This is a genomic window from Corallococcus sp. AB030 (assembly GCF_003668965.1).
Taxonomy (GTDB): domain Bacteria; phylum Myxococcota; class Myxococcia; order Myxococcales; family Myxococcaceae; genus Corallococcus; species Corallococcus exiguus.
The window spans coordinates 1-13,007 of sequence record NZ_RAWQ01000253.1 but is presented as its reverse complement, the minus strand read 5'-3'; the positions used below and the strand labels follow the sequence as shown (position 1 = coordinate 13,007).

Here is a 13,007-nt window from a genome sequence, read left to right as displayed (position 1 = left end):
GTGGCGGAGGCCCCCGTCCTGAACCTCCCCGCCCGCCCGACACGCGGCCTGCCGTCCTGCGTCAGGCCGCGTGCGGGTCCAACTTCACGCAGGGTTCAGGGCTGGATTTCGCGGACGCTCAGCCACTTGAAGTCCACGTCCGTGGCGTTGTCCCAGCGGAACACCGCGATGGGGCCACCCCAGGTAATGGGCGCGGCGGGCACGGCGCCGCCGCAGTGCTGGGCGTCGCCGCCCCACCTGCCGGCGTCCGTGGTGTCGTAGGCCTTCTTCCACGTCACCTTGTCCGCGTTCTCGTTGACGTACAGCTCCAGCTTCACCGCCGTCTGGCCGCTGACGGTGACGTTGCGCATGACGGCCTTGAAGCCCACCCAGCGGCCCTTGAGCGCCGAGGTGGCGGTGACGTAGGGCGTCTGCTCGTAGGAGACGTGCCAGGTCTCCTTCTCCCAGCGGGCGCGGCCGTCGTAGTGCAGGCCCGCCTTGTAGCTGCTGCCCTCGCAGCCGGAGTACTTGTCGTTGTGCTTCCCGCCGCGCGCGTACCACGCGAAGTTGTCCTTCACGTCGGCCACGGCGTTGACCTTCACGAAGCCGGTCATCTCGATGTTCTTCCAGTCGTTCGGCGCCTGCATGTAGCCGCGGCTCGCCAGCACGTCCCGGTCGTAGGTGGGAATCTTCCGGTCGTCGTAGCCCGTGGACGTGAAGACGCTCATCCGCACCTGCTTGTCCTTCATCTTCCAGGAGCCGTCGCTGTTGCGCGTAATCGTGTCCTGCGGGTCGAAGCGCGCGTCCGCCAGCGCGTTGTCCGCCAGCGTCCACGCTTCGCCCCCGGACTTCGAGGGGTAGAGCATGGTGACGCCGAAGCGGTCCTGGCCCGCCGTGGGCGTGGCGGCGCTGGTGATGGCGGCCCACTCCGCGATGCTGGCCCAGGTGTTGACGGAGTTGCCATTGACGGTGACGCGCACGTAGCGGGCGTTGCGCGCGGTGAAGCTGTAGCGCTCGAAGTTCGCGGTGGTGCCGGACGACTTCGTGGACACGGCCGTGGACCAGGTGGTGCCGTCCGTGGACGTGGCGAGGACGAACGTGTTGGTCCGCTCGTTGCCCCGGTGCCAGGCGATGTCCACCGCGGACAGCGACTTCACGCTGCCCAGGTCGCCCCGGAGCCACTGCCCCACGCCGTCGCTGGACCAGCGCGTGGTGAGGTTGCCGTCGACGGTGGCGGACGGCGGGTTGCCGTCATTCCCACTGGCGGTGACGGCGGTGAAGCCCGACGCGGCGAGCGCCGGTGCCGCGGACCCGAGCAGCAGGAGCGCGCTCGTGGTGGTGAGGTGCCGCTTCCACGGTGATGGATGAGATTGAGACAAGGTGCTTCCTCCTGGCGGCCGAGTACCGGCCTGGCTCCGAGGGCATTCCTTGTCGTTGCCTGTTTCACGGAGGGAAGAAGCGGCGGCCCGCCCCCCTGCTTCCGGGAGACGGGCCGCGCGTGAAACCGTGTCTGTCTTTGCGTGCGGGCTACTCGCGCAGCCTCACCACCGCCGCGGAGGGGCCTTCCAGGCGCACGACGTTGCCGGTGAGCGGAGACGCCTCCACGGTGCCGCCGTAGCGCGGGTTCTCACTCCACGCGACGATGCCCGCGCTCGCGTGCGTGGGCAGCGTGTGCACCAGCGAGCCCCGCAGGTTCACGAAGATGAGGAACGTGTCCCCTTCCGCGCGCCGCTCCAGCACGAACGCGTCCGGTCCCAGCGCGCGGGCGTCGTGCGTGCCCTGACGGCTGGTGAGCACGGGCTCCGTGGCGCGCATGCGCAAGAGCTCCTTGTAGAGCGTGTGCACGCCCGCGGCCTCCGCCCCGTCCAGTTCGCCCCAGTCCAGCGTGGAGCGGGTGAAGGTGTCGCGGTCCTGCGGGTCCGGCACCTGCTCGCCCTTGAAGCGAGAGAAGCCGGCGAACTCCTTGCGGCGCCCCTCCGTCACGAGCTTGCCCAGCTCCGCGTTGTGGTCCGTGAAGTAGAGGAACGGCGTGCGCGCGTTCCACTCCTGCCCCATGAAGAGCAGCGGCGTGAAGGGCGACATCAGGAGCAGCGTGCTCATGGCGCGGTAGGCGGCCGGGGACACGTCCTCCGACAGGCGGTTGCCGAAGGGCCGGTTGCCCACCTGATCATGGTTCTGGATGCAGTGGACGAAGTGCCACGGCCCCAGCCCCTTCGGGTCCGTGCCGCGCGCGTGGCCCAGGTTCTTCGACTTCTGGCCCGTGTAGAACCAGCCCTGCCGCAGCGTCGCGGCCAGGTCCTCCGCGCTGCCCGTGTAGTCCTGGTAGTAGCCCTCGTGGTCGCCCGCGAAGGCGCGCCGCAGCTGGTGGTGCAGGTCATCCGCCCAGACGCCATCCAGGCCGTAGCCGCCCTCCGGCGCGGGCGTGACGAGCTTGCGTTCGTTGCGCTCGTCCTCGGCGATGACGACCACGCGGCGGCCGGAGGCGGAGGCGTGGGCGCGCTCGGTGATTTCGGTGAGCAGGTGCGGCTGGCCTTCATCCACCAGGGCGTGCGCGGCGTCCAGGCGCAGGCCGTCCGCGTGGTAGTCGCGGATCCACATCTCCACGTTGGAGAGCACCAGCGAGCGCACGAAGCGGCTGCCCTCGCTGTCGTAGTTCACCGCGTCGCCCCAGGGCGTGTGGTGCTTGCCGGTGAAGTAGTGCGGCGAGTACGCGCGCAGGTAGTTCCCGTCCGGTCCGAAGTGGTTGTAGACGGCGTCGATGAGCACCGCGAGCCCGTGCGCGTGCGCCGCGTCGATGAGCTTGCGCAGCCCCTTCGGCCCTCCGTACGTGGCCTGCGGCGCGAAGAGGTCCACACCGTCGTAGCCCCAGTTGCGGGCCCCCGGGAAGCTGGCCACCGGCAACAGCTCCAGCGTGTTGACGCCCAGCTCGCGCAGGTGGGCGAGCTTCGGAATGAACGCCTCGAAGGTGCCCTCCGGCGTGGCGGTGCCCACGTGCACTTCGTAGATGACCAGGGCCCGCGGATCCGGTCCCTTCCAGTGCGAGTCCGTCCAGCCGTGGTCGGAGCCCACCACCTCCGACGGGCCGTGCACGCCCTTCGGCTGCGAGCGGGACCACGGGTCGGGGAAGGGGTCTCCGCCGTCCACGCTGAGCTTGTAGCGCGCGCCCTCGGCCAGGTCTGGCAGCGCGCCGCCGAAGCAGCCGTCCGCCTCGGCGGTGAGCGGCACCTTGCGCAGGACGCGCTCCTCCGCGTCGTAGAGGACGACGTCCACGCCCTTGTGGCCGGGCGCCCAGACGCGCCAGCGCACCGAGGGACCCTCCACCCACGCACCCAGCCGGGGCGCCCGCGACCGTGCTTCAATCGATTGAGCCATGTCGCGTCCCTGTTAATGCGCGAACGCGGGCCCGGGGAGCACCCCTCGCCCTCAAGGCCCACCGCTGTTCACGGGCCGACCTCTCCGGGCCCACGAGTGCGGACCGGCGGACGGAGGAGCGCACGCCCTCCGCACAGGGAGGATGGCTTGTGGCGCCCGGGCACGTCCCGGATGATGGGCGCCGCCGAGCCCGCCACTCCTGGAGTCCACCGCGATGTCTCCCCGTTCCGGCGTCGAACCCTCCGCCTTCCCCGAAGGCCCGCCCATCCAGGAGCGCGTGGCCGCGCTGGAGGTGCTGTCGCCCCAGGAAATCGACGCGCGCCTGGGCGACCTGGGTTACCGGGGCCAGCCCGAGGCCCGCCGCGCCGCCTCCGTGCTCGCCTACCGCCACCTGCGCCGCATCCGCCGGCTGTACCTGGAGGGACTGGAGCCCGAGCCCGGCACCCGCGAGAACGCCCTCTTCCTGGGCCCCACCGGCTCCGGCAAGACGTTCCTCGTGGAGCTGATGTTCCGGGAGATTCTGGGCGTGCCCACCGTGCTCGCGGACGCCACCCAGTTCTCCGAAACGGGCTACGTGGGTGACGACGTCAGCACCCTGCTGTCCCGCCTCTACGAAGCCGCAGAGCGCGACGCGTCGTGGGCCGCCTGCGGCGTCATCTGCATGGACGAGTTCGACAAGCTCGCCACCAGCCGCTCCGACAGCCGCTTCTCCGGCCAGCAGACCACCAAGGACGTGAGCGGCTTTGGCGTGCAGCGCAGCCTGCTGCACCTGCTCTCCGCGGCGCAGGCCACCTTCCCGCCGGACTTCGGCTTCACCAGCCGGATCCGCTCCGAATCCCTGGACATGGGCTGCATCACCTTCATCGCCTGCGGTGCCTTCAGCGGCTTCCGGGGCACGGCGGCGACCATGAACCACGTGGAGCGCGTGGGCTTCGGCCGCGAGCCCGGCAAGGGTGGCCAGAAGGACCTGGAGTCCATCGCCACGCGCATCACGGAAGAGCACCTGGAGAACACCACCGCGTTCTCCCGCTACGGCTTCATCCCGGAGCTAATTGGCCGCTTCAACCGGCTGGTGTCCTTCAACCCGCTGGACGCGGCCACACTGGGGGACATCCTCCAGGACACCGTGCTGCGCACCTGGGAGCGCGAGTTCGCCCACGAGGGCCTGGAGCTCACCGTGGACCCCGCCGTGCGCGAGTGGATTGTCGCCCGCGCCCTCAAGCGTGAAACAGGCGCTCGCGGTCTGCGCACCACCCTGGCCCCCGTGCTGGAGCAGGCCGCCTACGAGCACTTCGGCCATGGCAAGGCCGCCACCGTGCGCCTGGTGTTGAAGGACGACGCCGTGCACGCCGTGCGCGGCTGAAGGCGGGAGCAGCCAACGCGCCGGGGCCCGGTCCGCGGGGTCCCCGGAGCGTCGTTCAGCCGGGCCCGTCCTTCACCCGCGAGTCAGACGCCTTACGGTTGAGGCACACGACAGCCGCGCGGAGGCGGACCCATGGCACACATCAACCAGGAAATTCCCCGGGAGCAGTGGGAGAGCTACCTCGCCGGCATCAGCAGGCAGGACGCCACCCAGTGGGTGCGCGTGGAGTCCATCGACGCGGAGACCGGCGACCAACCCCTCGCCGACCGCCTGCCCCTGGTGGACATCTCCCTGGAGCGGAAGGGAAGCGACGCGGGCGCGGTGCAGATCATCGTGGGCCGCGAGGACGGGCGCATCACCCACCGCATCCTCGAACCGGACCACCTCTACGCGGAGCTGGACGGAGAGTCGGGCGCGCTGGAGTGCCTGGAGATTGGCGAGCGCGGCGGCAAGACGCTCGTCTTCTTCGAGCGCGCCACCGAGGCCGATGAGGCCTCCGCCCGCTTCTAGCGCCCGAAACGGCACGAGGCCGACGGGCGCGTCGCGAAGACGCTCCCACCGGCCCCTGCCCCCTCACAAGCGTGACGCTTGAATCACGGGTACAGCGCGCGGGCGCCCTGCTTGTCCAGGGTCGTCAGCACGAGGTCGCCCGTCTGGGTGCCGTTGCACTGCGGGTAGTGCATGACGGAGGAGCGGTCGTAGGTGGAGGTCAGCGCGCGCCACTGGCTGTCCTCGTAGCAGCCGCTCGCCGTGGAGCGGGTGTGCTCGTGGCGGAAGCCCAGCGTGTGGCCCAGCTCGTGGCGCAGGATGCCCGTCAGCGTCCAGGGCGACAGGTTGCCGAACGCGCTGCTGTCCACCAGCACGTTGCGGCCAGAGCGGGCGGAGTTCGGGAAGAACGCGCGCGCCACGTAGGACTGGCCCGACACCGGACGGATGTCGAACAGCACGCCCGACTGGGACGCGGTGCAGGACGCGTCGTACTGAGACAGGTAGACGAACTTCACGTTCGCCGTGGCCTGCCAGGCCGCCGTCGCGTTCGCCATCGCCGTCACCATCTTCGACTTGTTCGTGCCGAAGTTGTTGCTGATGCAGTAGGTGAGGTTCAGCTTCTGGGTGGCGTTCCACTTGATGTCGCCGCCGATGTAGTACACGGCCAGGCCGTCCTGCGACTTGCCCAGCTGCTGCTCGACGATGTTGTGGAAGTAGGCCTGCAGCTCCTCCTCGGACTCCAGCGCCTCGTCACCGTTGACGATGTACTTTCCGCCCTCCCACGGCTCACGGTACGCCTGGGCCTTGAACTCCTCCCACGTGGGCTTGACCTCGGACTCCTGCGCGGACTCGGGACCACCGCACGCACCGAGCATCAGCGAGACGCCGGCCAGCATCGCAACAGAGCGGAACTTGAGCATGGGAACTCTTCCTGTGTGCTTCGAGGGATGCGCGGCCACCACCTGGCCTTCCCGCCAGGCGCCATCCGCCGCGCGCCGGGCCATTGAGCAACTGTCGGGCCAACGGCGCTCCCCTGGAGAAAAACAGGAAACGCGGGGATAGCTGGAGCGCCCCCGCTCCAGCCCTCCCCACGTCAACCGTCACTTCACGTGACGTTTACAAACCCAAGTCCCCTGAAAGACTATGATTTTCCGGGCAACCTCTTGCTGTCTGAGAAAGAGACAGCAAGGTGTCCTGATTCCGGTCAGGCCTGCCAGGGGGTTTCCAGGGAATCCCTAGAGGATGGCGCGGCGCATCTTCCAGTAGGTCTCCTTGGCCATGCGGAAGGTGTTGGAGCCTGGGGGCAGCAGGGCGCGCAGGAGTTCCGCGGACTGAATCTGGAGGGGGCGCACGCAGTGGGCATCCAGCTGGTGGCGCAGGTAGCCCACCATGTCGCGGCTCCGGTACTCGTTGAAGTAGTTGCGCAGCTCGGCCTCCGTGCGGGCCTTGCCGTTGTCCGCGTACTTGGCCACGAAGGGGCTGAAGTCCGGGTAGAGGCTGCCCTTGCCGAAGCCGCCGTGCACGGTGGTCTTCATGAAGTTGCCGATGAGCAGGTCGTCGAACACCTGGTACTTCACTGCGGTCATCAGCGAGTTGCGGGGCGCCTCGAAGGTGATGCCCTTGTGGAAGCGGCGCTTGTTGAACTCGATGACGTGCTCCTGGCCGCCCACGCGGAAGCGCAGGAAGTCCATCACCGTGCCCAGGTGCTCGACGGCACGGAAGTACTGCTCCAGCTGCTTCACCTCGTCCGCTTCCAGGCGCTCGCTCCAGTCGTCCCCGAACTCCCTGGAGTCCACCGGCTTGATGGCGCGCTCCTTCGGGTTGATGGAGACGGAGGAGTCGTTGGTGAAGTCGTGGCGCAGGAAGGCCGGGAGCATCTCGCAGGAGTTGGAGGCGAAGCCCCGCGCGTAGTCCGGCAGCGTGGTGGTGTACTCGGAGCACCAGACGCTGTCGGAGCGCTGGTACTTGTGCATGGAGCTGAAGGGGACGAAGTAGCGGGCGCCGTACGTCTCCGCCATGCGCGCGATGGTTTGTCCCACGGGCGTCTTCGCCGCCGCGTACGGGAGGATGCGCCGCCCGTCCTCGGTGAAGAAGTTCATCATGTCCGCGTCGCCGTAGCCGGACAGGGCCAGCAGGTACGTCTCGCTGTACTCCTTGATGACCCGGCGCACGAAGCGGCCCTGGCCGCGGTCACCGGAGTCGTTGAGGTTGACGATGAGCCGGCCGCCCACCTCCACCAGCAGCACCGCGTCCTGGTTCACGTCCGGGATGCACAGCACGCGGATGCGCGGGGACAGGCGCGTCCATTCACGGTCCTGGAGCACCTGGACCTTGAAGCCCGCCTCGCGCAGGTCGTCGCGGATGCGGCCGCCCACGTGGTTGGGGAGGAGCAGCGTGCGCTCGCGCAGCTTCTCCAGCGAGGCCATGCTCAGGTGGTCCGGGTGGCCGTGCGACAGCCACACGTAGGGGCAGTCCAGGATGGCCTGGCGCTGCTCTTCGGGAATCTCGTGGGACAGCGTCCAGCTGCCGAAGTACGCGTCTCCGTCCGTCCACGGGTCCGTCACCAGCACCGGCCCGTTGTCGTGACAGATGAGTGTGGCGTTGCCAATCGTCTCGAAACCCAGCTCCATTGCGCGCCCCCTTGAACCCCTCACGCCGCTCCCAATGCGCGTGTGGACGAGAAGGTGGCACCCGGACTTTTGCCTACAAGCTTGGGAAACAAGCTTCACGCCTGGCCGGTAGCCCTCCGCGCCTGCGGCCCAGGAAAGGGCTTTCCCTTGTCAGGCGGTTCGCGGCGGACGGCACGGCCCGCGGCGGATCCACGCTGGCCTCCGGCCTCCCATCCCGGGGCACGCCGCTGCCCTGGAGGTACGGATCCACGCGCCCCTGTCCACCGGCGGACACGCGGATCCGCGCCTGCCGTCAGCGTCGGCGGGATACGAGCGAGAGGAGCTGCGGGCCGTAGCGCTCCGCGAGGGTGGGGCCCACGCCGTGGATGGACATCAACTCCGCGCCGCTGGAGGGCCGGGCGCTGGCGATGGCGTCCAGCACGCGGTCGGTGAGGATGCGGAAGGCGGGCACCTTGCGCTTGCGGGCCTCGGTGAGGCGCCACTCCTTGAGGGTCGCCACCAGGGCGGGGGACGCCGGGGGCACTTCGAAGGCTGGCGGCGCGTTGCGGGACGCGTTCCAGGAGGCCCGGGGTCCCAGGCTCGGTGCCGACTCTGGCGTCGAGCGCGCCTTCCAGCCGCTCCGGGCCGGGGCCTCGGCGGGGAAGGACTCCTGGCTGAAGTCCGCGTCATGGGAGGCGCCGCGCGGGGCCCAGGCCTCCGAGGCGCCCCGGCGGCCCTTGCCGCGTGCCCGGGGCGAGGCCGCCGCGGTGGAGGCGGCGCGCTTGCGGGGCGTGCGCTTCGTGCCGCCAGCGGCCGTGCGGCCCTTGCGCTTCTTGGAGGGCACCTCGCGCGCCTGGGGGAGCACCACCTGTCCGGGGGCGATGACGCGGGCGCGGCGGCCGGTGTCCGTGAGGGACAGCCGCTGGAAGAGGATGACCTGGCCGTCCTTGTCGAACGAATCCGAGTCCAGGCGCACCAGCCCCGAGCGCACCAGTCCGCCCACGAGCCGTTCGAAGTCACGGCGGTGGAGCTGCTCCCCGAAGAGCTCCCGGTGGAGCCGTCCGGTGGCCTGGCCGTCGCGGGCGTGGAGGGCCTCCAGGATGCGGCCCAGCGCGTGCGCTTCCAGGGCGGAGGGCTCCTCGAAGCGGACCACCTCGCAGGACTCGGGGGCGCAGACGTCGCACAGGCCGCAGGCGGCGCCGGAGTCCTGCACGTCGCCGAAGTGCGCGACCAGGTGGCGCATGCGGCAGTCATGCGCCTCCGCGTACCGGCCCATCTGTTCCAGGTGGAGCTGCTTGCGCTCGCGCTGCGCGATGTACGCCACGGCCCAGCCCGCGCGGCCGCGCCGCACGTCCTCGTCCGGGGTCATCTCCACGCCGCCGTGGATCCACAGCTGTTCCAGGGCCTTGTCGAAGATCTCCGGGTCGCCGCGCACGCGGGCCTGGATGGAGGCCTTGGGCTCGAACTCGTTGGAGGTGGCCTGGTAGATGCGTTCCAGGACGGAGGGGTCCGGGTAATCACGGCGGTGGAAGAACTCGTGGGTGCGCCGGTCCACGAAGGCGTGGAGCAGCACCGCGCGCGAGTCCTTGCCGTCACGGCCCGCGCGTCCCAGCTCCTGGTAGTAGCCCTCCAGGCTGGCCGGCAGCGCCGCGTGGATGACGGTGCGCACGTCCGCCTTGTCGATGCCCATGCCGAACGCCGTCGTGGCGACGATGACCTCCAGGTGCCCCTTGAGGAACGCGGCCTGGATGCGGTCGCGCTCGGACGGCTGGAGGCCCGCGTGGTACGGCGCGGAGTGGAAGTCATGCGCGAGCAGGTCCGCGTACTGCTCCGCGTGCTTGCGCGTGGACGCGTAGACGATGGCGGGCCGGTGCTCCGGGTTCTTGAGCAGCGACAGGATGGCGTCGCCGCGGGCGCCCGGGTTCAGCTCGCGCACCTCGATGGCGATGTTGGTGCGGCGGAAGCCGTGGATGAAGGTGTGCGCGGCGCCGCCCCGTGAGCCGCGCAGGCCCAGCTGCTGGACGATGTCCTTCTGCACGTCCGGCGTGGCGGTGGCGGTGAGCGCCACCACAGGAGCGGGGCGCAGGAGCGGCAGGCGCGAGCCCAGCAGCCGGTAGTCCGGACGGAAGTCGTGGCCCCACTGCGAGATGCAGTGCGCCTCGTCGATGGCGATGAGCGAGGGCGTGCGGCGGGCCAGCAGCTCCACGAAGCCGGGGACGCCCAGGCGCTCCGGGGCGATGAAGAGGAAGTCCAGGCGACCTTCGAGGTACTCGGCGCAGACCTGCCGGGAGGTGGCCCGGTCGCGGCCGGAGTGGATGCGGTCCGCGGCGAAGCCCAGCGACTGGAGCCGCAGCACCTGGTCCTCCATCAGCGCGATGAGCGGGCTGACGACCAGGGTGGTGCCCGCGCGAGCCAGGCCCGGCAGCTGGTAGCAGAGCGACTTGCCCGCGCCCGTGGGCATCACCAGCAGCAGGTCCTCGCCGGACGTGGCCGCGCGGCAGACCTCTTCCTGGTACGGGCGGAAGTCGTTGAAGCCGAAGGCCTCCTTGAGGAGTCCACGCAGCTTGTCCGGAGGCGTGGGAGCGCGGTGCACGCGCTCCGGCCGGGTGCTGCCCATGTTCACGGTTTGAGGCTGGCGCTTGGCCCGGCCGAAGCCCTCGGAGGAGGCCTGCACGAAGGCGGTGCGCACCTCCGCGGAGGGAATCGTGGGAGGGCGCTCCTGCATGCGCGGAAACGCGGCCGGAGGGGTGCTCCCGGTGGCTCCCGCGTGGACGTCGGATCCGCCGTGGAAACCGTGAGCCGGAGCGCCCGCCGCGAACTGCGAGGCACCGTGGGTGGATGCCCCCGCGTGACGTGCGTCACCGAGGTGGGTCGCGCCGCCGTAGCCACCACTGGCGGAGGTGCCCGCTGCATGACGTGCATCCGCAGCACCGACCTCATTGCGCGCGGTGTTGGCGCGGGCCGCGGTCCGGACGGTGGCGGTCACGGCCTCACGGGTGCGGAAGAGCTCCTCGGCAGGGGCCTGCGCGGGATGGGGACGGGTGGATTCAAAGCGCCCGCTCGCGGCCGAGGCTTCGTTCCGAGACCCCGGACCAGCCACCGGCGTGGGCGGCAGCGAAGTGGGCGCCTGGCCCACGACCTCCCGCACATACGCCTCGATGCCGCTCATGAACGAATCCAGCGCGCCCTGCCCGCGCTCGATGCGCTGGAGCCACGCTTCCCACTGCCCCGTCATCACGGGGGACTTCACGTCCGGGTGCACCACCCCGATGAGCTGGATGCCCTTCTCCGTGGCCACCAGGCGCTTGCCCTCGCGGGTCAGGTACTCGCGCTCGAGCAGCAGCTCGATGGTCGCGGCGCGCGTGGCGGGCGTGCCCAGCCCCGTGTCGCGCATCGCGTCCACCAGCTCCTTCTCATCCAGCGTGCGCCCCGCGGACTCCATCGCCGTCAGGAGCGTCGCCTCCGTGAAGCGCGGCGGCGGACGCGTGCGCTTCTTCACCGCCTCCACGTCCTCCACCGTCTGCGCCTGTCCGCGCGCGAGCCCCGAAGGCAGGTCCTGCGGCTCGTCGTCCGGCTCCTCTTCCTTGTCCTTGTCCGCGCCCTTCTTGCCCTCCGGCTTGAGGCGCGGCGCCTTCTGCCCGCCCCCCACGTCCAGGACCTTCCAGCCCACCTTCTCCACCTGCGTGCCCGCGCTGTGGAAGCGGTCCACCGCCGGCCCCGCGTCCCCCTTCGACGTCACCGCGGTGATGACCGTGGTCACCTTCCAGACGTGGTCCTCGTGCCACGCCTGGAGCAGCCGCCGGCACACCAGGTCATAGAGGCGCTGCTCGTCCGGAGACAGCCGCACGCCGGACGCCGGCATGGGCGTGGGGATGATGGCGTGGTGGTCCGTCACCTTCGAGTCATCCACGTAGCGCTTGCCCAGCGGGCGCTCGCCCGTGCCCGGCGCCAGGTCCTCCTGGTAGGGCGAGGCGATGGCACGCACCACCTCTGGCAGCGTGTCCGCCACCGTCTCCGACAGGTGCCGGCTCCCGGTGCGCGGGTAGCTCAGGAGCTTGTGCTTCTCATAGAGCGCCTGCGCGACCTCCAACGTGCGCTGCGCGCTGAAGCCGTAGAGCCGGTTCGCGTGGCGCTGCAGCTCCGTGAGGTCGTAGAGCAGCGGCGGAGGCATCCGCTTCGTCTCCGCGTCCAGCGACTCCACCACCGCGTTGCCGCTGCGCACGCGGTCGATGACCCGGCCCGCCTCCACGCCGTCCGCGTCCAACCGGCGCGCCTCTCGCACGGAGTCGTAGCCGGGCGGAATCACCGGCTTGCCGTCCGGCCCCGAGCGGAACCACGTGCCCTGGTAGCGGGCCCCCACGGGCGAGCCCTTGCCGCGAGGCGAGAAGGTGGCCACGACCTCCAGGTAGTCACGGGGCACGAAGTCGCGGATGGCCAGCTCGCGCTCCACCACCATGGCCAGCGTGGGCGTCTGCACGCGGCCCACGGACAGCATGTTGCCGTAGGTCCCGCTCGCCAGCGTGTAGAGGCGCGACAGATTCATGCCCACGAGCCAGTCCGCGCGGCTGCGCCCCATGGCGGCGGCGGCCAGCGGCGCGTAGGCCTTGCCGTCCTTGAGGTGCTGGAAGCCATCGAGGATGGCGCGCTCGGTGAGCGACGACACCCACAGCCGCCGCACCGGCTTGCGGCACGCGGCGGCCTCGTAGATGTACCGGAAGATGAGCTCGCCCTCGCGCCCGGCGTCCGTGGCGCACACCACGGCGGACACCTCCGGCGCGTTCATCACCCGGCGGACGACCTCGAACTGGTCCTTCGTGGAGGACGACACCACCAGCGGCCAGTCCCCCGGCAGCATGGGCAGCTGCGAGCGGTGCCACTTCTTCCACTCGGGGCGAATCTCATGGGGCTGGGCCAGGCCGACCAGGTGGCCAATGGCCCATGTCACGACGTAGCCGTTGCCGCGCAGGAAGCCCTCGCCGCGCTCGGTGGCGCCGAGCGCCCGGGCGATGTCGCGCGCCACGGAGGGCTTCTCCGCCACCACCGCGAGGACGGAGCCCCGCCCACCGCGAGCCGTCCCACCGTCCACGCTCGCGTCCCGCGCCACCGACCTGTCCCATCCGGGCGACTCGCCCATCTCATCCCACCTCATGACCTGTCTCTTCTACACATCTGACGCTGCCGACGATCGCATAAGT

At 70.3% G+C, this 13,007-nt stretch carries 7 protein-coding genes; 2 read left to right on the top strand and 5 right to left on the bottom strand.

The features are described 5' to 3' along the window. Window positions 1-95: 95 nt before the first annotated feature. Entirely contained in the window at window positions 96-1,358 is a 1,263-nt protein-coding gene (locus D7Y15_RS38330) for a discoidin domain-containing protein (protein WP_121755662.1), read from the bottom strand. Between the two features lie 148 nt (window positions 1,359-1,506). Further along, the gene (gene treZ / locus D7Y15_RS38325) at window positions 1,507-3,351 is read right to left on the bottom strand and encodes a malto-oligosyltrehalose trehalohydrolase (protein WP_121755661.1); all 1,845 of its coding nucleotides are present in this window, start codon (window positions 3,349-3,351) and stop codon (window positions 1,507-1,509) included. A 214-nt stretch (window positions 3,352-3,565) separates the two neighbouring features. On the opposite strand from treZ, the gene D7Y15_RS38320 reads away from it, so the two are divergent. Continuing rightward, a complete protein-coding gene (locus D7Y15_RS38320; protein WP_121755660.1) occupies window positions 3,566-4,714 on the top strand; it encodes an AAA family ATPase in 1,149 nt (382 codons plus the stop codon). 132 nt (window positions 4,715-4,846) lie between these two features. Continuing rightward, on the top strand, window positions 4,847-5,224 hold the full coding sequence (locus D7Y15_RS38315; protein ID WP_120576269.1) for a DUF5335 family protein: 378 nt from the start codon (window positions 4,847-4,849) through the stop codon (window positions 5,222-5,224). 83 nt (window positions 5,225-5,307) lie between these two features. Here D7Y15_RS38315 and D7Y15_RS38310 read toward each other — a convergent pair whose 3' ends face one another. The 3 genes from D7Y15_RS38310 to D7Y15_RS38300 all read right to left on the bottom strand — a co-directional run bounded on the left by D7Y15_RS38310 (window position 5,308) and on the right by D7Y15_RS38300 (window position 12,961). Then, window positions 5,308-6,123 (bottom strand): matrixin family metalloprotease, encoded by an 816-nt coding sequence (locus D7Y15_RS38310; RefSeq protein ID WP_121755659.1) that lies wholly within the window; start codon window positions 6,121-6,123, stop codon window positions 5,308-5,310. Between the two features lie 315 nt (window positions 6,124-6,438). Further along, window positions 6,439-7,833, bottom strand: coding sequence for an MBL fold metallo-hydrolase (locus tag D7Y15_RS38305; RefSeq protein ID WP_121755658.1), 1,395 nt, complete (start codon window positions 7,831-7,833; stop codon window positions 6,439-6,441). 292 nt (window positions 7,834-8,125) lie between these two features. Then, window positions 8,126-12,961, bottom strand: a complete 4,836-nt coding sequence (locus tag D7Y15_RS38300) for a DNA topoisomerase 3 (protein ID WP_199746034.1) — start codon at window positions 12,959-12,961, stop codon at window positions 8,126-8,128. Window positions 12,962-13,007: the final 46 nt, after the last annotated feature.